General features: G+C 40.0%; 20 protein-coding genes. 3 read left to right on the top strand and 17 right to left on the bottom strand.

Annotation, left to right across the window (positions count from 1 at the left end):
• Positions 1 to 32 precede the first annotated feature (32 nt).
• The gene (locus EXE09_RS00910) at positions 33 to 1,454 is read left to right on the top strand and encodes an FAD-dependent oxidoreductase (protein ID WP_130116037.1); all 1,422 of its coding nucleotides are present in this window, start codon (positions 33 to 35) and stop codon (positions 1,452 to 1,454) included.
• A gap of 303 nt (positions 1,455 to 1,757) precedes the next feature.
• Positions 1,758 to 2,651: a metal-dependent hydrolase gene (locus EXE09_RS00905; protein WP_130116036.1), complete on the top strand. Its 894-nt coding sequence runs from the start codon at positions 1,758 to 1,760 to the stop codon at positions 2,649 to 2,651.
• Positions 2,652 to 2,709: 58 nt separating this feature from the next.
• Here EXE09_RS00905 and EXE09_RS00900 read toward each other — a convergent pair whose 3' ends face one another.
• From EXE09_RS00900 to EXE09_RS00850, 11 genes are all read right to left on the bottom strand, one after another.
• A complete protein-coding gene (locus tag EXE09_RS00900) occupies positions 2,710 to 3,342 on the bottom strand; it encodes a riboflavin synthase subunit alpha (protein ID WP_087552985.1) in 633 nt (210 codons plus the stop codon).
• Between the two features lie 72 nt (positions 3,343 to 3,414).
• Positions 3,415 to 3,795, bottom strand: a complete 381-nt coding sequence (locus tag EXE09_RS00895; protein WP_068975123.1) for a Na+/H+ antiporter subunit G — start codon at positions 3,793 to 3,795, stop codon at positions 3,415 to 3,417.
• Between the two features lie 36 nt (positions 3,796 to 3,831).
• Positions 3,832 to 4,107 carry a monovalent cation/H+ antiporter subunit F gene (locus EXE09_RS00890; RefSeq protein ID WP_068975069.1) on the bottom strand — a complete coding sequence of 92 codons (276 nt, stop codon included), beginning with the start codon at positions 4,105 to 4,107 and terminating at the stop codon, positions 3,832 to 3,834.
• Positions 4,104 to 4,625 (bottom strand): Na+/H+ antiporter subunit E, encoded by a 522-nt coding sequence (locus EXE09_RS00885; RefSeq protein ID WP_130116035.1) that lies wholly within the window; start codon positions 4,623 to 4,625, stop codon positions 4,104 to 4,106. The genes EXE09_RS00890 and EXE09_RS00885 overlap by 4 nt, the downstream gene beginning before the upstream one ends.
• On the bottom strand, positions 4,626 to 6,428 hold the full coding sequence (locus tag EXE09_RS00880) for a monovalent cation/H+ antiporter subunit D (RefSeq protein WP_130116034.1): 1,803 nt from the start codon (positions 6,426 to 6,428) through the stop codon (positions 4,626 to 4,628).
• Positions 6,428 to 6,793, bottom strand: a complete 366-nt coding sequence (locus EXE09_RS00875; protein WP_068975072.1) for a Na+/H+ antiporter subunit C — start codon at positions 6,791 to 6,793, stop codon at positions 6,428 to 6,430. The genes EXE09_RS00880 and EXE09_RS00875 overlap by 1 nt, the downstream gene beginning before the upstream one ends.
• Positions 6,794 to 6,796: 3 nt before the next feature.
• The gene (locus EXE09_RS00870; protein WP_130116033.1) at positions 6,797 to 9,634 is read right to left on the bottom strand and encodes a monovalent cation/H+ antiporter subunit A; all 2,838 of its coding nucleotides are present in this window, start codon (positions 9,632 to 9,634) and stop codon (positions 6,797 to 6,799) included.
• Between the two features lie 418 nt (positions 9,635 to 10,052).
• Positions 10,053 to 10,682: a sterol desaturase family protein gene (locus tag EXE09_RS00865; protein ID WP_130116032.1), complete on the bottom strand. Its 630-nt coding sequence runs from the start codon at positions 10,680 to 10,682 to the stop codon at positions 10,053 to 10,055.
• Positions 10,683 to 10,818: 136 nt separating this feature from the next.
• On the bottom strand, positions 10,819 to 11,823 hold the full coding sequence (locus EXE09_RS00860; RefSeq protein WP_130116031.1) for an AraC family transcriptional regulator: 1,005 nt from the start codon (positions 11,821 to 11,823) through the stop codon (positions 10,819 to 10,821).
• 18 nt (positions 11,824 to 11,841) lie between these two features.
• The gene (locus EXE09_RS00855; RefSeq protein ID WP_130116030.1) at positions 11,842 to 13,209 is read right to left on the bottom strand and encodes an ATP-binding protein; all 1,368 of its coding nucleotides are present in this window, start codon (positions 13,207 to 13,209) and stop codon (positions 11,842 to 11,844) included.
• 31 nt (positions 13,210 to 13,240) lie between these two features.
• The gene (locus tag EXE09_RS00850; protein ID WP_130112098.1) at positions 13,241 to 14,734 is read right to left on the bottom strand and encodes a UvrD-helicase domain-containing protein; all 1,494 of its coding nucleotides are present in this window, start codon (positions 14,732 to 14,734) and stop codon (positions 13,241 to 13,243) included.
• Between the two features lie 286 nt (positions 14,735 to 15,020).
• On the opposite strand from EXE09_RS00850, the gene EXE09_RS00845 reads away from it, so the two are divergent.
• Positions 15,021 to 17,201, top strand: a complete 2,181-nt coding sequence (locus tag EXE09_RS00845) for a PhoX family protein (RefSeq protein ID WP_130116029.1) — start codon at positions 15,021 to 15,023, stop codon at positions 17,199 to 17,201.
• 65 nt (positions 17,202 to 17,266) lie between these two features.
• Here EXE09_RS00845 and hisIE read toward each other — a convergent pair whose 3' ends face one another.
• The 6 genes from hisIE to EXE09_RS00815 form a co-directional block, all read right to left on the bottom strand.
• Entirely contained in the window at positions 17,267 to 18,061 is a 795-nt protein-coding gene (gene hisIE, locus EXE09_RS00840) for a bifunctional phosphoribosyl-AMP cyclohydrolase/phosphoribosyl-ATP diphosphatase HisIE (protein WP_130116028.1), read from the bottom strand.
• 109 nt (positions 18,062 to 18,170) lie between these two features.
• Positions 18,171 to 18,545: a hypothetical protein gene (locus tag EXE09_RS00835; protein ID WP_130116027.1), complete on the bottom strand. Its 375-nt coding sequence runs from the start codon at positions 18,543 to 18,545 to the stop codon at positions 18,171 to 18,173.
• Positions 18,532 to 19,815 carry an FAD-dependent oxidoreductase gene (locus tag EXE09_RS00830; protein WP_130116026.1) on the bottom strand — a complete coding sequence of 428 codons (1,284 nt, stop codon included), beginning with the start codon at positions 19,813 to 19,815 and terminating at the stop codon, positions 18,532 to 18,534. Before EXE09_RS00830 ends, EXE09_RS00835 begins: the two co-directional genes overlap by 14 nt.
• Positions 19,816 to 19,939: 124 nt before the next feature.
• A complete protein-coding gene (locus EXE09_RS00825; protein ID WP_130116025.1) occupies positions 19,940 to 21,022 on the bottom strand; it encodes a patatin-like phospholipase family protein in 1,083 nt (360 codons plus the stop codon).
• Between the two features lie 332 nt (positions 21,023 to 21,354).
• A complete protein-coding gene (locus EXE09_RS00820) occupies positions 21,355 to 22,974 on the bottom strand; it encodes an ABC1 kinase family protein (protein WP_130116024.1) in 1,620 nt (539 codons plus the stop codon).
• Positions 22,975 to 22,982: 8 nt separating this feature from the next.
• Positions 22,983 to 23,648 carry a ubiquinone biosynthesis accessory factor UbiJ gene (locus EXE09_RS00815; protein ID WP_130116023.1) on the bottom strand — a complete coding sequence of 222 codons (666 nt, stop codon included), beginning with the start codon at positions 23,646 to 23,648 and terminating at the stop codon, positions 22,983 to 22,985.
• Between the last annotated feature and the right edge of the window lie 11 nt (positions 23,649 to 23,659).

The following is a 23,659-nucleotide window of genomic DNA, read 5'->3' as shown; positions in this document are numbered from 1 at the left end:
AAAGTTATCCACGCTCACCCACGGAGAGAGACATGGCAGAGCGCCTAAATAATGACTTTCAATTTCTGGATGTAGCACGCCAAGATCCAGAGAAAAAAGATATTAATGTCCGCAAAGCAGAGTTTGTGGAAATTTATAAACCTTTTACAGCGGAAGTGGCAGCAAATCAGACCCACCGTTGTTTAGGTTGTGGTAACCCGTATTGTGAATGGAAATGTCCTGTACATAACTATATTCCAAACTGGTTAAAGCTGATTGCAGAAGGTCGTATTTTTCAAGCGGCTGAACTTTGTCACCAAACCAATACTTTGCCTGAAGTTTGTGGTCGCGTATGCCCACAAGATCGTTTATGTGAAGGTGCTTGTACCTTAAATGATGGCTTTGGTGCAGTGACTATTGGTAATGCTGAAAAATACATCAATGATACAGCCTTTGCTTTGGGCTGGCGTCCAGACATGTCACATGTCAAATGGACAGATAAAAAAGTTGCAATCATTGGTGCAGGGCCTGCAGGCTTAGGTTGTGCAGACATTCTTGTGCGTAATGGTGTGAAGCCCGTTGTATTTGATAAACGTCCTGAAATTGGTGGTCTTCTAACATTCGGTATTCCAGAATTTAAAATGGAAAAAGATGTAATGAAACGCCGCCGTGAAATTTTCACTGGTATGGGCGTTGAATTCCGTTTAAACACTGAAATTGGTACAGATATCACCATTGATCAACTCCTTACAGACTACGATGCTGTGTTCATGGGTATGGGAACATACACTTATATGAAAGGCGGTTTTGCGGGTGAAGATCTAGATGGTGTTGTTGATGCACTTGATTTCTTGATTGCCAATGTCAACCGTACTCAAGGATGGGAAAAAGACCCATCAGAATACATCAGTGTTGAAGGTAAAAAAGTCATCGTGTTAGGTGGTGGTGATACTGCAATGGACTGTAACCGTACCTCGATTCGTCAAGGCGCTGAGTCTGTAACATGTGCGTATCGTCGTGATGAAGAAAACATGCCAGGCTCACGTCGTGAAGTGAAAAATGCACGTGAAGAAGGCGTTGAATTCCAATTCAACCGTCAACCGATTGAAATCGTGGGTGAAAACGGCAAAGTTACAGGTGTGAAATTTGTAACCACTCAATTGAGTGAGCCAGATAGCCGCGGTCGTCGTAGTCCTGAACCAATTCCAGGTTCTGAAGAAATTCTATCTGCTGATTCGGTATTACTTGCATTTGGTTTCCGCACATCACCAGCAGATTGGTTTGCAGATGCGAACATTAACCTTGATGGTTCTGGTCGCGTACTGGCTGCTGAAAAGCAACAATATAAATTCCAAACATCGAATCCAAAAATCTTTGCGGGCGGTGACATGGTTCGTGGTTCTGACTTGGTTGTTACAGCAATCTGGGAAGGGCGTGAAGCAGCAGAAGGTATTTTGGATTACCTTGACGTTTGATTGGACGATAACGTTTAAATTCCAAAGACCCATTTCCAAAACCCGCAGCAATGCGGGTTTTGTTTTATCGGATGTTTGTAGGTTTTAGTGACAAAATGTGAATTATTTTACTTGTCTGGATGGGTTGCTAAGGCATTAATAAATAATGGTTATTATGAAAATAATGACAACAATGAGATATAATTGATGTGGCTGAATTGACAATGTGAGCATTTTCGCCATTCTGTGATTTATTCTGCAATATACAAAAAAATTGAATCTGCCAAGATAGAATAGATTTCAGACAAATGTAGGATAAGACCGATGTCTACAGTTCAAGCGACGGCAGAAAAAAAATCATATTTAAACCGTCCTAAAGCCATTGGCATTAAAGTTCGTAAACCAGACTTTAATCCTAAAAAAATTCGCAGACATTTCTTTGCCAATTCACCTGTGATGTCCCATTTACTCACAGCACTGTCCTCGACATTTCCAATCGGCGAACAGTTCTTTATTCATAGTGTAAGAAATGTACGTGATAAAATTACCGATGAAAAATTGCAAGCTCAAATTGCCGCTTTTATTGGGCAAGAAGCGATGCACTCCAAAGCTCATACTGAGTTTAATGATGCTTGGCGTCGTGATGATTATAATTTAGATAGTTTCCAAGCATGGTTGGGACGTCGTGATGCATTTATTAAAAGTGTGCATCCGAAATTGCAACTAGCAGTAACAGCTGCTTTTGAGCATTTTACCGCTTTGCTTGGTGGTTATATTCTGCGTAATCCAGAAGTATTGCAGACCTTAGATGAGGATGCGATTAAGCTCTGGGTTTGGCATGCGATCGAAGAAATTGAGCATCGTTCAGTGGCTTTTGATGTGTATCAAGCGTTGTATAAAGATGATCGTACGCGTCGTACAGTCATGCGTAATGTGACGACTGGTTTTGCAAGTTTGACCTTCTATTCTGCATCACGTCTGTTCATGCAGGACTGGAAAAAGAGCTTACCGAAGATTCCACAAAATATTTTTGGTATTTATATGATTTCAAAAATGTTGATTTCACTGATTCCTGAATATCTGTCTTATTACAAAGCTGATTTTCATCCTGATGAAATTGATTATTCAAAAATCGTGGCATACTGGAAAGAGCGTTTAGCAGATGAATATGGGATGGAAAGCTTCCAGGAGGAAGTCCACCCGCAACTTTATAGTTGATTGATTTAATAAAAGAAAGCCAATGTTGATCATTGGCTTTTTTATTGGGAAATAGATTTTATTCCATTTTATTGTTTAATCGTTCATGGATACTTTCGAGTGTATCCACCATCGTACGGGTCATTTGATCAATTTCGTAATTTAATTTTCCACCGATTTGTACATGTTTAAACGTCGTTAATCGAAGCGTTTCTGGAATTAAATCCACTGAGATTTCATTGGTTTTACGATCAACTCGATTGACGGTCAAACTACAGCCTTGTAAGCCAATAAAACCTTTCTTAAAGAAGTATTTGATATTGTCGTCAGGGATTACAAGGTCGATATGCACAGTTTCACCCGTATGTACCACATCTTTAATGCTTGCCATGCCTTCGATATGACCAAACAGATTATGTCCACCATTTTCCATCCCCGCTTTGATGGAACGCTCGATATTGACTTCATCGCCAATGTTTAAAAAACCCAAAGTTGTTAATGAAGTGGTGAAAGCACCCACATCAAAAGACACCATATTTAAAACAGGATCGTAGCCTGTCGCAGTTAAACACGTACCATCAATGGCAACACTGGCACCAATAAAAATATCATCAAAAAAATGATTTTCATTGGAGATGTATAAGGTCGTGAAATTGTCACCTTGTTGAATATTGACAACTTTTTCTAAGCCTTGAACGATGCCTGTGTACATATTGATACTCTTTATTTGGGGAGCGACTTTTATTGTAGAGATTTAAAAGCAAAGACAGAGTCTCAGTATAATTTAAATCTCATCTTTAAATTGTTTGATGACCTTTTGGCGTTGCCATGGCAATGGTCGATTAATCGCTTCAGGTACATCACCCGAGGTTGAACGTAAACGCAAATGAATCGCAGCTTGTGCAATCAAATTTGCAGATACAGGTGCCGTGATAAATGCGAGTAGTGTAATCAAAATCTCAGCAAAACCAAGTCGATGATTAAATGCTGCATAAATCATCCCTGCAATTAAAAAACTTCCTAAACCCAAAGTACTTGACTTGGTAGGTGCATGTAATCGCATAAACAAATCGGGTAGTTTGACCATGCCGATACCACCGACCAACGTGAAAAATGCACCGACGATCAAAAAGAAAGAAACCAAAATTTCCATGAGGAGTTGCATATTATTTCCCATGTTGATTCTCCATGATAGTTCTCCTTAATCGATTACATGACCCGTTGTGAAATAACGGGCAAGTGCAGCGGTAGAGACGAAACCAAGCATTGCAACCAGTAAAGCGCCTTCAAACATATTGGTACTCGCCCAATAAATTGCAAGGATGACGATTAAACAGGTGGCATTTAAAAACAAAGTATCGAGTGCCAACAAGCGATCAACAATCGAGGGTCCCATGACAAGACGAATTAAACACAATAGCATGGAGATGGTGACAGCAAGTAAACAAAGACCTAAAACATAAGGAAGAATGATCATGTGTTATCTCCTTGCTGAACATCAAAAATTTCAATCAATGGTACTTCGTAGCGTTGTTTAATCGCTTCAATTTCAGCATCTGGGTCACTACAGCTTAAGGCATGTACAAGGATGTCGCCACGTTCTTGGTCAATCCCAGCACTGACGGTTCCTGGAGTTGTGGTGATGATCATCGCGAGTAAAGTATTGACATGCTCATGGTCAGTTTCTAATGGCACACGAAACCATTTCGGCTCAAGATTTTTGGTTGAGCCGAGTACTTGTTTTGCCACTCTAACATTTGAAATGATAATGTCCCACAGCACCACAAAGAATAGTTTTATTGCAATATTCCAATGAATATTCGGCGTATTTACAATAAACGGCTGTATCAGTTTGGGAATGATCAAGCCTAGAACAATCGCAACAACAACATCAAATAACGCTGCGCTGTGATTCAACATTAACCAACTCATTGCCACAATGACCGAAACAAATGGATGTGGTACTATCCGAGCGAATAAAGAATTTTTTTGCATTTATTGCTCCATTGGTTTGAGTTGATCATTTTCAACTTGCTGTTGTTGCTCTTGCCCTTGGATCTGACGCTTTTTATATTCAGAAATATGCTCACCCTTTAAAGTCTCGGGGCTAATCAGATACGGAATATAATGTGCATTTGGATCTACCATTTCACCATTATATTTAGTTTCAGGGACATAGTTTGGATCGAATGGTTCAACACTAATGACCTGACCATGCTCATCTGTTTTTAAAATACTGTGTTGATACAATGGTGCATCTGTGATTTGAGCAGCTGTTTTTTCAACATAGCTTAAAATAGGTGCAGCATAGGCAACATAGGCGATCAATCCAGCAAGTAATAAATAAATGGTTTTATCATTACGAGCAGGGGCTTGATTCGGCAATTGTTGATAGGTAATAAACGTTTCTTCTTCTGGGTTGCTTTCAGGTGTTGTTGCTCTCCAAAACAGGATAAAACCAGCACGTGTAAATGCAATGATACTCAATAAACTCACAATGAGAATAATCACAATAATCGTGATCTGAAAAGCATGATTGGCAGTTGCTTGTAGAAGTAGAACTTTGCCTAAGAACCCACTAAATGGGGGTAGACCAGCCATCATTAGTGCAATTAAAAAGAATGCAATAGAAATGGCTTTCTCTTGCTTCATTTTTGGTGCAACTTTTAAATGATCTTTAAACGGCCCACGTTGTGAGGTGATCCAGCCACACAATAAATAGAATGACGCTGCGATAATGGTACTGTGGACTAAGTAATATAAGCCCGCTGCCCAAGCTTGCGTATTTGATAGTGAGATCGCTACTAAGATAGTGCCTATTGAAGACAGTACCATGAATCCAACAAAGCGTCTTAAACGCTCTGAAGCCAATGCTCCAATGGCGCCATACAGTGATGTCAGTAAGCCGATCGGGAGTAACCATGTGTTTAACAGTGATTGCCCAAGCGCATCATTAAACACCGTACCATTGACACGTAAAATTGCATAAATCCCAACTTTGGTCATGATGGTAAATATTGCTGCAACAGGCGTGGTCGCCACAGCATAGGTTTTTGGAAGCCAAAAACCGACGGGTAACATCGCAGCTTTAATACCAAATACAACGAAGAGTAGTAATCCACCTGCAATTGCCAAACGATGTTGATCATTTTCCAGTGTTGGTAAGATACGTGCAACGTCAGCCATATTTAAGCTACCGACACTACCATAGATCATGCCAAGCCCAATCAGGAACAGTGCAGAAGCCAATAGGTTAATGGTGACGTAATGAATACCAAGTTGAAAGCGAGCTTTACCTTGTGCATGCAATAACAGCACATAGGATGCCATTAACAATATTTCAAAGAAAACGAATAGGTTAAATAAATCGCCTGTGAGGAACGCACCACATAGTCCCATTAATAATAAATGGAACATCGCATGGAAATATCGCCCACGCTCATCCCATTCTTTACTGGCAAACCATAAAATCGGTGCAGCAAGGGCATAAGTTAGCACAAGCATCAGCGCAGAAAGGCGGTCTAAGACCATTACGATACCAAAAGGCGCTGTCCATTCACTGAGTTGGTAAACAAAGATTTTTCCAGTATTGGCTTGAATCAAATAGCTGATCGCAGTGGCTAATCCCAGTAATACGGAAATTAAGCTGATGCCTCTACGCCACGGCTGACGCCAATCCTGTTTTAAAGAACCTGAACCTGGATTACCCAATAAAATCAGCACAAAACCTGTGAATGCAGGAATTAATATACTGAAAATTGGAGAATGAGCGGACCAAAAATTTAAAAAACTGCTCATTATGGCTCATCCTCACGCGGGTCAAAGTTACTCTGTTCTTCTTTGGCATCGACATGGTCAGTACCCGACTCAAAACGACTGCGTAGTGCCAATTGCACAATAAAAGCTGTGGTGGCAAAACCAATCACAATTGCAGTCAGTACCAAAGCCTGTGGAAGGGGATCGGTGACTTTATGTGCTTGGGTGAGTATCGCAGGTGAATTGGTTTGTAGTCTTCCCATTGCAAAAAGAAAGATATTCACCGCATAGCCGATCATTGCCAAACCTAAAACTACAGGGAAGGTACGTGCACGTAGAATCAAATAAATACCCGTGGCAACCAATAATCCAATCCCAGTTGCAATTAAAAATTCTAAACTGATCATGAATTACTCCTTTGGTACAGGACCCGACATACTTGAATGTCGAGAGTCGCCAAGAACAGAAATGAGCAACATGGTTGCACCAACCACTGTGCCATATACACCTAAATCGAATGCAGCTGCTGATGCAAAGTGGAAGGTGTCAAACAGACTCGATTCCACATAAACATGCGCACTGGTCAAGAATGGACGACCCCAAAGCCATGCAGCAACACCTGTTAAGCCTGCAATGATTAATCCTAAACCGATCCAAACTTCATATAAGCGACCAGACTTGGCTCTGAGCATGTGCTCGGCTTGATCTTGTCCAAGTGCAATATATTGAATGATCAATGCCATAGAGGTGATTAAGCCTGCAATAAAACCACCGCCAGGATAATTATGTCCACGTAGGAAAATGAATAAACTCACGACGAGTGCAATCGGCAAAACCCAAGATGCAGTCATACGGAACATCAATGGAGATGGGTTAAAACGGTAACTTAGACCTTCGGTCATGGTTGTACCGTGCGCACGCATACCATCCATTAAACACAGTGCGCCAATTGCAGCGATACCGAGTACGGTGATCTCACCAAAGGTATCGAAGCCACGGAAGTCTACTAGGATGACATTGACAATATTCGAACCACCGCCGAGTGGAAGCGATTGCTGTACAAAGAACCACGAAATTGAATTGTGGTCGCGGGTCATGATCAACCATGCAATCCAGCTGATGCCTAAACCACCACCAATGGCAATGACAGCATCACGCCAACGTCGTGTACGACTTGATTCATATGGTGTCAGTTGCGGAAGTAGTGACAAGCTCATGAGCAGTAAAACAGTAGTCACCACATCAACTGTGATTTGCGTCAAAGCTAAATCAGGTGCAGATAAGGTCACAAAAATCATAGTGACCACTAAACCTACCGCACCACTGATTAAGACGGCTTTGATACGCTCATGATGAAACCACAACATCATCCAACATGCTGAGAAGAGGAGTAACCATAGGACAATTGCAACGAGTGGCGCGTGTGTTAGTTCTCGCGTACCTGTTGTAATATTTTGACCAATAAATGGTGTTGCAACCAATACAACACTAAATACTAAAATCCACAATAAATAGTTCTGCAAAGAACCTGTTTCAGTTTTCTTTTTAATTTTGCGCGAAATGAGTAATAGATTTTTGAGGAAATCTTCAAATAGCAATTTACCTTGCAAACGCCCTAAACTTGGGTCTAGGTCGATTTCACGGATACGTCCACCTTTGGCTAAGGCAAAGTAGAAAATCACACCACCGACTAATGCAATCGCACTCATCAATAGAGGCAGATTAAACCCATGCCAAATGGCTAAATGAACACCTTCAAATTGCGGAAGTTGTGTCGTTGCTTTGGTTCCTGCATTGACAATATTTTCTACCAAGAGTGCAGGAAGTAGCCCCACTAAAATACATAATATTGCCAATAATATTGCAGGCGCACGCATACCAATGTGCGGTTCATGTGCATCTTTATTTGGAACATCACGACCCACATCACCATCAAAGAATACGCCGTGAACCAAGCGAACAGAATAGGCAACAGCAAATAACCCCGCCAATGTTGCAACAATGGCTGCTAAAACAACATAAGCACCCGATAAATTTGCCAAAAGTTCAGTAAAGAACATTTCTTTGGATAAGAAACCATTGGTCAATGGAACACCTGCCATACTTGCAGCAGTGATCATCGTCAGCGTGGCTGTGAATGGAAGAAGTTGCCATAAACCACTAAGCTTTCTTAAATCACGCGTACCAGATTCATGGTCAATAATCCCCGCAATCATGAACAATGCTGCTTTGAACGTGGCATGGTTAATGATGTGGAAAATTGCCGCAGCGACAGCGAGCGGAGAACCAATTCCAAGTAAACACATGATCAGACCTAAGTGACTGATCGTTGAATAAGCCAATAGACCTTTTAAATCTTCTTTAAAGATGGCAAAAAAAGCTGCCATACATAATGTGAAAAGACCAATCGTGGTCACAAGATTATGAAATAGTGCAGAGCCGACAAAAATAGGAAGCAAACGGGCAACAAGGAAAATCCCTGCTTTTACCATCGTTGCAGAGTGCAAATATGCTGAAACAGGCGTTGGTGCTGCCATTGCATTAGGTAACCAAAAATGGAACGGGAATTGCGCACTTTTGGTAAAAGCACCTAATAAAATCAGTAATAAAGCAGGAACAAATAAGGCACTATTTTGAATGTGTTGCGCCATACCTGTGAGTTGATCAATTTGATACGTTCCCGCAATTTGCCCCAATAGAATAAAGCCACCGAGCATGGCTAAACCACCCATTCCTGTAATGGTGAGCGCCATACGTGAGCCTCTTTGGGCTGCATCGTAATTGCTCCAATATCCGACCAAAAGGAATGAAGAAATACTGGTGAGTTCCCAAAAAACCAACAAAATAATTAAGTTATTCGACAGCGAAATACCCAACATGGCTGCCATGAATAACATCAATAAAGTATAGAGTTTGCTGAGAGAGTTTTTAGGACTGAGATAGTAATAGGCATAGATATAAATCAGCGTACCGATGCCTGTGATCAGCAACGAAAAGATTAAGCTCAATGCATCTAAGCGGAAGCTTAAATCAATTCCAACTTGAGGTAGCCATTGCCAGTGCTCTAAGATGGATTGACCATTCAATACAGGTTTGGCTTGAGTCAGGAGCAGGATGAAACTGCTTAAACTGACTCCAATTGCCCCTAAAGCTGTAATTCCTCGAGAGAATTGTTTTAGCCAGAGGACAAGGGTTGTGCCAAGTATTAACGGAAGTAGGATAATAATCGGTAGCACACGGATATCCATTGTCTTGAATAGGTTGTAAAACCTATGTGAATTTTATCTTTCAAGGATTTGAGGAGTGCAAAGAACAGTCCAATAACTTAAATCTTGAAAGCCGAATTAAATTAATAAGTAAAAAACAGTTGTGTTGCGCAACTTGAGAAAACGATTAGAAAATCAATTTAGATTGATAAAATCGAATCAAAATCGACATTTTCATCTTATTACATGAACAGAATAACATCAATTTATTTTGTCTTTTTTTACGCAAACATTGTAAATTATACGCGCTATCGCACGGTTATATTGTTTGAAAAATATTCATGAAGGGGGTGGTGTGAGGATTAGGATGAAAGGAGGGGAATATAAATGGTGGAATCTCAGTTGTTGAGATTTCACCATATGAGAAAAGATTTGTGAGAGCTGTGCTAACTAAGTTGATTTAACTCGCAAGCGCCACTTCGATTCCTTGTCGCATATTTTGAAGATCAGATTGAGTATTCTGCTCAATTTTGGCAAATGCTTTTGGTAAAATACGCCGTGCAATTTTATTAACACGTTTTTCTAACCAGTTCGGCATCGCAATCGCTAATGGATTGGTTTCAGTCACTGAAGCATCCGTCATGACACGTGTACCCATGATGTAATCAAACCACGGCTTGGTCACACACCAGTTAGCATTTTGATTACTGGTCATGTGATGATCATAATGCCATGGGATTCTTTTCTTTGCATATTCAGGGTCTAGATGCGACTTGGCATGAACTTTCCAATAATTCCAAATGCCATAATACAGACCAGCAGTGAAAAAGGGTGCAATTGGCAATAATGGTGTAGCAGCAACAGATAACGCAATCAATGCTGTTTTTTCATTATAAATTTCAGCATTTTTGAACATCGACTCAGCATAGCCTTTATCATGAAAAGCATTTAAACGAGCACGTTTATGATGTGCGATATGGGTGAAAAAAGGGCTATTGCGATATTTTGTTGGAAATTCATGTAACCAGACTTTATGAAAATACCACTCCATGCCATTGGCAACGAATAAACCCATTGGAAAACCTAGCATAATAGCACCTTGTCATATATTTAATTTTTATCAAGTTTAAGCAAATATTTATTTATTTTTTTGACTGAAATGACATGAAAATTTCTGCCTAATTTGTCAAATACAGCGGTTAAAGACTTCTATTTAGGTGCTTTATTCAACTGTTATTTATTTTCCTTTGTCGATAGGCTGTAGGCGTTTCACCTGTCCATTTTTTGAAAGCTCTTGAAAATGCTGAAGGTTCTGAAAAGCCTGTGAGATAAACGATTTGATCGATATTTTCTTGGGTATAGGCTAAAAGTTTACGGGACAACTTTTCACGATAATTGGCTAAAATTTTTTCATAGCTGCTGTTAATTAACTGTAAATCCGCACGCAACGTTCTTGGATTTTTTTGCAGTAGTTCTGCAATGTATTCTTGATCAAACTGCCCAGATTCGAGTACACCACTCGCCAGTATTTTTTCTATCTCATCAATCAACTGGTGTTTTTCTAAAATTTCTAATTGTTGTTCTGCAATATTCTCATGAATCTTTAATAAATCGGGTTCTGCGGCTGGAGATGGCAGATTGAGAATGTCTGAATCGAAGCAAAGTCGCCCTTGTATATGACCAAACTCAACAGGACATTGCCATTGATGTTCGTATTCTTTGGCATCAATGTCTTTAGAATAGGGGAGCTGGATGTGATCGACTCGAAATTTTCCATCAGATATATAACGAAAAAAATTCACTAATATGCTAATTGCACAATCTTGATAGTGTCGGACAGGGTGCTGAAAACCTGTCAGAAAAGCATGTTCATTATTCTTTTGTAATTCAAGATGAAATGCACTACTCAACACCTTTTGATATTTGAGTGTACGTTCAAGTCCCTCACCAAAGGTTGAGCTACTCAAAAATAAATATTCAATCACTTGCCCACGAAAAGTAGGCATGTTTACACCGACGTGTAAACCGACATAGGGATCATCACTAATTTTTTCAGCCGCTTGCCAAAAGCGTTGTTGGGTCGAGTTTGCACGGCGAATGTTTTTATCAGGCGCTTGATCAGGTAAATGGACGCTTTGGAAAATAGCAGCCGCATCTAAGCCCATCTGTTGCATGGCTTGATAAGTCATCCATAGGAAAATTCCTGCGTCACTACTTTTTGTATCAATCATCGACATCAACTGAATTTTTTATAACAAAGATTCTTGTGAAGAAGTGTCATCCCCTGATTGGATGAGCTGTCTTAATTCACTTTGTTGCTCTTTACTTAAATGCTGATATTGCTGAAATAGTTTTTGTACATTGACCATTTGCATACTCGGTTCAAGTAGTTCTTGTTCCGAAGTTTCAGTGCTATGTTTCAATAAATTTTCATAAATGTCTTGATATTCTAACCATGTGGAATTGGCTTTGACTTCGTAGAGTTGTTTATTTTCCAGTTTAAAGCATTGATATTCATCTGCTTGATCGAGTAATTCTTCATGGCTCGCCGTAGCAATAATTTGTAAACGTGGAAAAGCTTGATTCAATCGTTCTAAAATCAACTGCAAACCAAACTGATCTAAATCCACATCAATTTGATCAATTAACAAAATTCCATCACCTTCTTCACATGGGAATAAGCTAAGAGGATTGAGCAGACACATACGGCGTACTAGGTCACCAACAAGTCCGATCCAATTTTTTACCGAGTTGGAAAGTTGTTGATAGCAAAAGCTTTGATTTTTATAGGTCACCATCAATTGTAATTTGGGCTGATACTCTAGGAAAATATCAGTTACTTCTGGAATCACAATATTCAAGGCTTTTTTGAGCGCTTGTAAGCTAGGTGCATGGAGTTGTGAACGTGCATGAAACAAGATATTTTGTAAGCTTTCTACAGATGTTGGTTCTTGTTTTTGCGCTAAGATACTTTGAAACAGTTGTGCTGTTTGTGCATTTTCAATATCACAAATTTCTCTGAACCATTCAAAAAAACGAGCAAAAGTCGTATATGGAATTGGCACAAGTTCATAAGCATTGTGCGGATATAGAACAGCTGGGTTGTTTTTGCTGAGTACATTGATTTCATTGACAAAGCGTTCAGCAGGATAATAGGCAATCAGTGGAAAGCCTTGAATAGGATCATTTTTAATTGCTTGGTTATATAGCCCAACCACTTGTTCTAATTGTTGTAATTCAACTTTGCTGATACCGACTCCACTACTGTTGAGTGTTTTATAGAGTTGCCAATCACAGCGATTGAGATCTTTTTCAGCAGTTGTTTCACTTTCAGGTAATTTCCCAATTTCAGTCGGAAAGCTGATTTGAACATCTATTTTGGATTGTACCCGATCCGCCATAATGTCTTGGTCGGACATGACGACACCTGGGGTACGTAAATCCTTAAGGCGTGCAGGGAACCATGTCAGCGCTTGGTACATATTTTTAATGATTGCTGTTTTTCCACTGGCTTGATCACCCACAATCAGTGTAATAGGCTTATTTTTATAATCAAAATTTATTTTTAAGTCGGCAAAATGATATGTGTGCCGAAATTGAATTGCTTCTAATTTCATAGGATACCTATAAATCGAATGACAACGACGCTTATGCCGTTGCTTTATTTTTTAAGGGTGCTTTGACTTTCAATTGTTGTACGAGGTCATAGATATGGTGAATATTTAAGCTGACTTTGGCACGGGTACATGCCACATATAATAATCTTAATTCTTCATCACTGATTTTATGCTCTAAACCATTTATTTTAAATTGGTAATCATCTTCGATATGGACACGGTTCCACTCCAAGCCTTTGGCTTTATGTGCAGTAGAGATCACATAATCAGCTTGCTCTATCGGGGTGATTTTAGCAAGTGCTTTTTTGAGAGGTTCTGTACCATGATCATCGACCAATTTCACTAAAGGCTTGATATCACTGCCATCATTGGTTTCACAATATTCATGCACATCATGCCAAGAGTTAAACCAAGCCAGTTCAGGAACATCGACCACACGCTTACCTTGTTTGAGCAAACTGGCTGCATCGACAAAGCGATTGAGTTTGACATGATCGGCTTGCAAACTGACTTTGTCACCTTGTACTAAACCTGAAAGGAGGAGTTCCATTGCACGGGCATTGGTTCGGCACAAAATTGCATCGCGCATTTTGGTATGGGGTTTATTCACCACACTGGACTTCATATCTGGATTACCCAATAAAGGGACAGTTTCATCAAGTGCGCTTAATAGGTTGTTTGCAACATCAGCAATGGCATCGCCAAAACGGAATGAAGTTGTAAGTCTTGATTCAGGCAGTGGCATTTGTTGCATCGCATTCACCGCACCACGCCATGCATAAATTTGTTGATGGGCATCGCCGACATAGATCACTTGGGTATTGCGTTGACGCAGTAAAATACCGAGCATGAGTGGATCGGCATCTTGGGCTTCATCAAATAGCACATAATCTGCGGGAATAAACGGATCTGACAATGCCCACAATTTTAAATAAATATCGTGTCCAATCCCTGCTTGGTGATTCGGATCAATCGACTCTAACCAACGTCTTTCAACAGATTTATATAAATGGGTCTGTAAGCTTTCCACATCATCAGGATGTAACCAACTCGGTGCTTGGATATGGCGAGGAGCAGGATACTGAGAACTGGTGGAACAGAAATAACTGACAGCATTCGCGACCAAACTGGCTAAACGGCTTGGCATCAGCACATATTTTTCATAGCGTCCGCCCATCAAGCGTCTAAGTGTAATGGGTTCTAGGCGATATTCTTTGGCAATAAAACTTGGGCTTAAACGAGGCAATCTTAATTTGTCAGTAACACCACGCGGTACGCTACGAAATGCCAAGGAGTGAAAGGTACGACAATTTACATTTTGGTGAAATTTATTCTGTGCTTCAGATGCAATTGCCTTATTAAATGCCAAATACATGCCACGTCGTTCAGGCATTGCATCACTGATCAACTGAAGTGTGGTGGTTTTACCTGTCCCAGCATAGGCAATCACTTTAAAGGATTGTCCCTTTTTTGCTTCTGCAATGGCAAAATTTTGTTCATGAGTCGGGCTAAAAGAATGAGGCACAGTATTTATAAAATCTTATTCAGTTGAAAATTTAATCGAGCCAGAAGTATAGCAAAGTTTACTAAGCGCTTGGGTTAAATCTCTTTAGGAAATGACGGCAACAAAGCTCTACAATAAAATTTGATACATTAGAATGAGAATCAAAGTATTGCTTAGTACTTCATATTTATCATGATATGAATTTTTTAAGTTTTTGTCTTGAAAGTGACTTAAAAGTGAAACGAAATTGTCATAACAGATTTTTACACTCAAGCAGGGAAAAATTCTAAAATATTGTGGAAATATTATGACAAATTCAGCCAACCAACACACACGTCGTGAAGTCCTTACATGGTTAGCCAGCATTCCTTTTCTTCCGCTTGGGGCGATGGCAACATCTGCGACATTAGCAGGATGCAATGACAGTAATGACACTACAACACCAGTGGTTAATCCTGCTAAATTAAAAACAGCAACATTTACACCAATGGCTGCTCCAACCACAGTTGCTGTGATGGCGACGACAGCTTGTACATCTAAACTTTCAATCAGTTGGGATGATGGCAGTAAAACAGAATATCAATTGGGTTATAAGCCATTCTTCCTGACAGGTACCAAAGTACCTGATGGTAAAGGTGGTCAAATCATTGCGGGTGGTTATTATGATATTAAAAATCAACCGATTATCGATAAGTCTGTTACAGGTAAAGAACGTCAATTCTTTTCAGATTGTCCAGATGGTAGTTCTCTAATTAGCTTTAAACAAGCAACTGGTAAAGATTTCACGGATGCCGATAAAAAGACTTTGGGCGTAAAAGGTAACCCTGTTTTTCATGTCGTACAATTTGAATATTTGTCTAAAGATCAAGCAGGTGGAGATACGTATGGAAAGTTATCTTCTCCAATCGCAGTGCTAACACTTGACCAAGATCCTAAAACGGGTCATTTATCACTAATCAAATACCATAATGTAGATACTTCAAGTGCGCATGGTCTTTGGATTACTTGTGGTGCGAGTCTTTCACCATGGGGCACACATCTTTCGAGTGAAGAATATGAACCAGATGCATTCGACCAAAAATTAGGTCAATCATTATCGACACTCAAAGCATTTAGTAAAAATATATATGGTGATGAAACTTCTGCAAATCCATATAACTATGGTCATTTACCAGAAATCACAGTGAAAGCAGATGGTACCGGTTCAGTGAAAAAGCATTATTGTCTAGGTCGTATTTCACATGAGTTGGTACAAGTCTTTGCAGATAATCGTACAGTGCTCATGGGGGATGATTATACCAATGGTGGCTTATTCATGTTTGTTGCGGATAAAGAAAAGGATTTATCTGCTGGAACTTTGTATGTTGCAAAATTCATTACACAATTGACGGATACTACAGCTGGTAAGATTTCATGGATTAAGCTTGGTCACGCGACCAGTGCAGAGATTGAGAATCTGATTAAAAGTGGAATTAAAGCAACAGATATTTTTGAATCAGTTTTACAAGTTGTTAAATATCCAACCGATGCAACTCCTGCTGAAAAATCTGCAATTGATGCGGCTAATCCGACAACAGAGCAAAAAGCTTTGGCAGATGCGGCAAAAGCGCGTTTAAAAACACAACAAGCAACGCAAAAAGCAGAGTTAGAAGCACAAGGCTTTAAGTTTACTTATTTAAGTAAAACAGGTGTCTATCTTAAATTGAAAGACACGAGTGATAAGACTAAGCTTGCAGCAGCGTTCCTTGAGACTCACCGCTATGCAGCATTTGTTGGTGCTTCTATGGCGCTCACCAAAAATGAAGGCACCACAGTGAATGTTGCGGATAAAAAAGCGTATTCAGCTTTAGCAAACATTGTGGATTCAATGGTTGAAGGTGGTAGTGGTTATCTCGCTGAACACAATGTGAAGTTCCCGAAAATTACGGCAGGCGGAATTTTAGAACATAAGTTAACAGGTGGTCAGAAAGACAATACCAATACCGTAATTAACAGTGAGTGGGTACCTAGTGAATCCAGTTTATTATTACGTGGCGTCGATATTAGTTTTGATAGTTTAGGGAATACCGCTGACCCTGAAAAAATTGCGAGTCCTGACAATTTAAAATATTCAGAGAAACTTCGTACTTTGTTTATCGGTGAAGATTCTGGTAACCATATCAATAATTACCTTTGGGCGTATAACGTTGATACGAAAAAATTAGATCGTATTTTATCTGCACCAGCGGGTGCTGAATCTACAGGTTTACATGCTGTGGATGAGGTGAATGGTTGGACATATATCATGAGCAACTTCCAGCATCCTGGTGATGAGTGGAATCGTTTCTACAAAGACAATGCAGATGGTTCTCGTAGTGGCTTAACAACAAGCTTACTTGCGGAATTAGATGCAGCAATTAATACAAACTATAACAATAAGTTTGCTGCAGCAGTCGGTTATATTACCGCTGATCCTGTTGCACCTTCTGTTGAAAAGAAATCTTCTTAATATAGATTAAGAGCATAAAAAATCCCGTGCAATTGCACGGGATTTTTATTTCAAATGAATCAAAATTAATGATCACGATTGGCTTTTTCAACTAAGCCTGAAAGCCCTTGGCGACGTGCCAATTCATTGAGCACCAATTGCACATCAAGGTCGAAATAACCTAACATCACAATGGTATGGAACCATACATCAGCCACTTCGTAGATTAAATCGTTTTTATTATCTTCGTTGGCATGTGCTTGATATTCTTTGGCTGCAATCACAGTTTCAAAACTTTCTTCACCGACTTTTTCTAAGATTTTGTTTAAGCCTTTATGATAGAGCTTGGCAACATAAGATGATTCAGGATCGGCAGATTTACGTTCAGCCATCATTTTGCCTAAGTAATCCAAGACTTCAACTTGTTCAGATTGTGCATTTGAAGCATTCATTGCAAGTGTATGTGGATTGGTTGAAGTATGCTCATCAGACTTGCCATAAATTGCATTCGGGTCTTTGAGTTGAGCATCGACAATTTCCCAACCATTTGGTGTGAGTTTGCGATAGAAACAAGACTCACGACCTGTATGACAAGCAATGCCACCTTCTTGTTCGATTTGTAATACGATCACATCTGCATCGCAGTCTAATCGGATTTCATAAACGGTTTGAAAATGTCCAGACTCTTCACCTTTGAACCACAATTTATTACGTGAACGTGAGAAATATACACCACGCATTTTTTCAGCAGTGAGTTGCAGTGCTTCACGGTTCATCCATGCCACCATCAAAATGCGTCCAGTTTGATGATGTTGTGCAATAGCAGGAATAAGTCCTTGTTCGTTAAATTTTACTTCATCGAGCCATTGCAAGTTGTTCATAGGATTTCACCAATTCATTGATTTAAAATTTTTGTGCTATTTGATAGCGGTCTATAGTTTACGTGATTTGAAATGATTTGCGGAAAATCTTGGAAATTATTTAATTGGTTTACCACCTAAATAGTGGATCAACTAAGATTAAAACTGAATTTCGTTTGATAATATAAGCTTGTAATATCAAGCCTGTTATTTTTCCAAAATTATAGATATTACATTCGTTAATGAAGTCTCCATCATCCATCACTTCAATATTAAATAAAGGTATGTTTTTCGGCATGATTTCAGGGAGCTCATCAAATGGAATGATGCTGAGTTGATGGTTATTTTCGAACGAATCGTTTAGTTCTTCATATAATTCTTCGAGCATGGCAGCCGTGACTTGATTATATTTCAATAAATCTTGGCTATCATTTTGATTCATTCGATGCAGAAAATCTTGAACTAATTGATGAATCTGTAATTTTAAAAATTTATCTATGTTCATTTCTCTTTGAAATCTCCTCATACTTCATCTGACTAAACATGCCTGATTTTAAACCTGACACGGTAATTGCCATTTCTTTACGGAAGTAGGGAATACGATACATCCATGAAAATGTCAGGTCACGGAATCCACCTGCCCACCAATGTTCCGATTGATAGAGTGGTGTGAGTAGGCGACTTAAAAATTGATAAAAGGCTGTCGAACTTTGACGGTGTTGGTGATAAGTTTTCCAAAGCTGTGAGTAATCTAAGGTTTCATTCTGCTTTGAATTTTGAATTGCTTGTCCTAAAGCCCACGCATCTAAAAGTGCCATATTTGCACCTTGCCCAAGTTGCGGGCTCATGGCATGTGCCGCATCGCCAATCACACCAATGCGACCCTCGCCAAACTTTGACATCACCACATCACGATAATTTGCTGAAAGCCATTGTTGTTTATCTTCAGGATTGGCAATCACTTGTTCTAACCAATCTGCGACAGGTGACCAACGTTTTGAAACTTGTTTTAACCATTCTGAACGTGCTTGATTGGTCTGTAAAAAATTGCCCAATTGATTTGTGGGTAAACTCCAAAACACACTTGAAAGCCGTTGTTCAGGTGCAGTTGGTATAGCACCTGTTGGCAGGATTCCCATCATGATTTTAGAACGATCATAAAACTGATGCAGAATTTGGGTATCGAAGTCTAAACATTCAGGAACAATGGTCCATTTTGCACCCCACGGATAAGCTTGATCGACTTTAACCCACGACTTGGGTCTGAGTTCGCTTCTTGCACCATTGGCAATAATCACACAATCAAAAACTTGATCGAATTTTTCACTATTGACAGTACCATAGACTCGAATTTCATCTGTAGCTTCTTCAATGCGTTGAATATCCGTATTCATTTGCCATGTGATCAAATCAGGATATTCACGGCATTTATGTTCAAGAACATGACAGAGAGTCGATCGGTGAATACCTAAACCATAAAAATCTGGATGAGCTTGTGCATAATGACTATCGACCAGTTTAAAGCCACTTGGCAGTTGTCCTTCAAGACCAGTAACGACTGCACCCAATTTTAAAGCATCATCCAATACATCTAAATGTTCAAATACCGCAAGCCCTGAGGGTTGTAGTAATAAGCCTGCACCCACAGGTTCGAGTTTTTCAGCTTTTTCAAATAGAGTGACGTGAATATTTTGTCGTGCCAATAGGATTGCGGTGACAAGCCCTGCGGTTCCTGCACCGATGATGGCAAATTTTTGAATTTTAGTTTGAATCATTATTGAAGTGTGTACTTGTAATTATCTTAAATTTAACAAAAAGTACTGAATACACAAGTTAAAAAATGATTCGTGAACCATTTAATCCCCCTAAATATGGATTTTAGGGGGATTTTTTTCAGAGTTACAAATCCACCATCACATCGGCAAAATTCTGCTTTTCGACCAATTCTAAAAATTCATCGCCCATGCGCTGACTTTCAGCCACAGACTGTCGCCATAATTTTTTACGTTCACTGTCTGATAAGCCTTTCATGACAAAGTCTTTACGGTCAGGGAGGCGACCCAAAGGCAATGATTTTAAATATTCCGCAGACGGTGAAAGCAGTAAAGTCCGTGCTTGATTTTCAGGATTGGCTTTGCGGGATTTAAACATTTTATCGAACCAGCCAGGGGTGATACTGTCGCTAAAATGTGGATATAAAACAATCCCTTTGCTGTTGAATGGCAAGTCGATGTGATAGTCAATCAAACCACCATCACGATATGCACCTTGTGGTGCATCGGCAATATTTTTTACAGCAGGCGTCACACCCGGAATCGAGCCTGAAGCCATCAGCCAATCTGCGACATTGTCGGTATTAAAGTTGACATAATGGGTTGTAAAAGCATCATCCTGAATTTTAAATTGTGGGAAATGTTCAGGCTGACTGATCACCCTTTGCATAAATTTATTCAAGTGATTACGTGAAATTGCATTGCTACCAATGATGCCCAATAATGAACCATAGAGCGCAAGCTTTTGATCACTTTGGAAAATATGCTCTGCTTTGGCAGCGATAATTGTAAGATGATAGTCAGGATGAGTGACTAATTTTTTGGACTGATTGCCTAATATTCCATGTAACATATCCCGTGAAATTTTCTCAATCTCAGCGATTTTCATGCCTTTATGAAAGGGCAGATTGATATATAACTCTGCCAGTTGTTCTGCGCCCTTTTTTTCACCTTGTGCAATCAGACTTGCAAAACGCCATGCACCCACTGATGAGCCGATGAGGTAACGACGTTGTTTCGCTCTTTGTAGGAAATCACCGAAAATGGCTTGATCCAGACCCATTAAACCAATGCCTTTGGGACCGCCTGCCGCACCAGGAATCATGTCAACATGATGTGCTTGTAGTCCTTCTTTTTGAATCAGTTGTTTGGCAAGTGAGCCTGCTTGGATGGTTAATGCAGCAGGGCGCTTTTGTAGAATTTGGGTCATGGGTTCACTCACTCAAACGGATGAGGGTATTTTAGTGGTGAGGGATTGTTGGACAATGGCGAGAGGTTTCAGCAGGTGACTTGGGAGTCATTTGTTCTATTTATTTAATCTGGATATTAGACTTCTTACGAAAGTTAGTTTCGGCAATATTTGAATCAATATTGAATGTCCCCTCTCCTTTCAGGAGAGGGTTAGGGAGAGGTTTTTATTTTAAAAGCCCCCTCATCCTAGCCTTCTCCCAGAGGGAGAAGGAACTCCCAACAGGCGACATCCATGTCGCCTCACGCTAGGTGATCTTTTCGAAATTATTTAAAAAAACAATGTGATTTTATTTACTTCGCAATCCGCCAAACCGCTAAAACACTCGCCAATACAATGAGTACAATCGACACATACCACGGTGCAATAATCGCTATCGACAATAAAATCGCCATGATACTGCCAAACATCCAACTGCGTTTTTGTTGATGTTCAACTTCTAAACGCATCATTTGTAATTCGTGCAGTTGTTTAGAGTGCCATGCAGATTGGTTTTTTAAACCATTCAAACTATCAATCAGCAATGTAGGGAAATCCTGTGCACCTAACAGTAGGTCAGGAATTTTTTGTCCTAATTCCTTTAAGTTTTTCTGCGGATTCATCTGTGCTTTAACCCATTCGGTCAGAATCGGTTTTGCTAAACTCCAAATGTCCAAATCAGGATAGAGATCTGTCCCTAAGCCTTCCACATGCACCAATGTTTTGAGTAATAACATCAGTTGTGGCGGAATTTCCAAATGGAAACGACGGGCAATGTCCATGACTTGAATCAGAATGCCTGCAAAGTCCAATTCGTGCATCGGTTTAGACACCATCGGTCCAACCGTACGACGCATTTCACGTGCTAAAGCATCTTGATCAGTGCCAGGTGGAATCCAACCTGCTTGATGCACGATCTGAATCAATTGCATGAAGTCGCTGTTCATCACTGCAAGTAACATACGAGCGACAGTCATCTGATCTGACTTAGACAATTCGCCCATAATTGCACAATCAAGGGCAATATAACGAGGTTTGCTTGGATTTAAGGTTTCAACAAAGACATTTCCCGGATGCATATCCGCATGGAAAAAGTTGTCACGGAACACTTGGGTAAAGAAAATCGTTAACCCTTTTTCAGCTAAATCTTTACGATCCATGCCGAGTTTTTCAAAGGTTTCAATGTCCGAAATTGGCACACCTGTAATGCGTTCAGCCACCATCACATCTTTGCTGTCCATATACACTTCAGGCACATACATCATGCTTGAGCCTGTGAAGTAATGGCGCATACGGCGGGTATTATCCGCTTCTAAAGTCAAATCCAATTCATTCAAAATGACTTGACGATAGTTCTCGATAATTTCTGAAATATGCACAGCACGTGCTGCTTCAAGGCGTTTTTCCAAATTCGCCCCAAGCCATCTTAGAATTTCAAAATCTTCTAGGATTTGACTGCGAATATCAGGTCGAGTGACTTTAACGACCACTTCACGACCATCATGTAAAGCTGCCGTGTGTACTTGCGCAATCGAAGCCGCAGCCAAAGGCTGTTCATCAAAACGAGCGAAAAGTGTTGAGATATTGGCTTTGAGTGATTCTTCAATACGTATTCTTGCAACATCTGAATCAAAAGGTTTGACACGATCTTGTAGTAAAACCAATTGCTGTAGGATTTCAGGTGGAATCAAATCACGGCGAGTAGAAAGTAATTGCCCTAGCTTGATTGCCAAAGGTCCCATTTTTTCTAAAGCTTCTTTGAGCTTCAGTGGATTTTTCTTCTCTTTACTTGACCATGCCGCAGGGTGCATACGAATAATTGACAAGGCATGGCGGGCTTTTTCAGGTAATTCTTCCGCAGGTACCAATGTATCGAGTCTATAGTGAGCAGCGATGCGCCACAGGTCGAGCAATCGGGAAATGTGCGGAATCATAAATGGTCTTACCTAGGTTGTTCAGAGTTGAAATGGTTTTGAAGCTGTTGAATTTTTGCTTCAAGCCGATCAATATTTTGGTTGAGAGAACGCGTATCGTGTTGCAAATCATCCATTTGCCAACGTGGTGCAATTAGCCCTGTATCTTCTTTTAAAAAGTCTTCTGCAAAAAATAAATGACTTTGCAAAGAGCGTTTAATCAGTTTTGGCGCAAGCTGAATTTTACCAATTTCATGTGCCAATGCAGGACCAATCCACGGGCTTAAATGCGAGGCTAAATCAGGTTCAGCCTGTTGCAGAATACGTTGAATATCCTGTAGCAGGTGATAATCGCCTTGAAGTGGAATATTACCAATATCATCCGCAACAAACAGTTTGGCGAGTTCAACTACACTTTTGACATGTAAAGTCGCAGTTGCTTCTGAAATCGCAACTGTTTGATCAAAAGGACGTTGTTCAAAGATCGATGGTGTATCACTTTTACCTGTCACCGTCGGTTCAAGCCGAACTTTATGCGTATCAAAAAACACATCAACAGACAATTGTGGTGAATCGATCACCACACGTAATAATTTACCTTGTAATTCATCGAATTGGATACGAGTGATCGCATCCAAATTGATAAATTGATTGATCAGCCGTTCAACAGCACCGAGTGCCAAAATTGACCACATGGCGATTGACC

The organism is Acinetobacter sp. WCHAc060025 (genome assembly GCF_004209355.1).
GTDB lineage: Bacteria > Pseudomonadota > Gammaproteobacteria > Pseudomonadales > Moraxellaceae > Acinetobacter > Acinetobacter wuhouensis.
The sequence above is the reverse complement of the archived record's forward strand: the minus strand, read 5'-3'. Positions and strand labels throughout refer to the sequence as shown.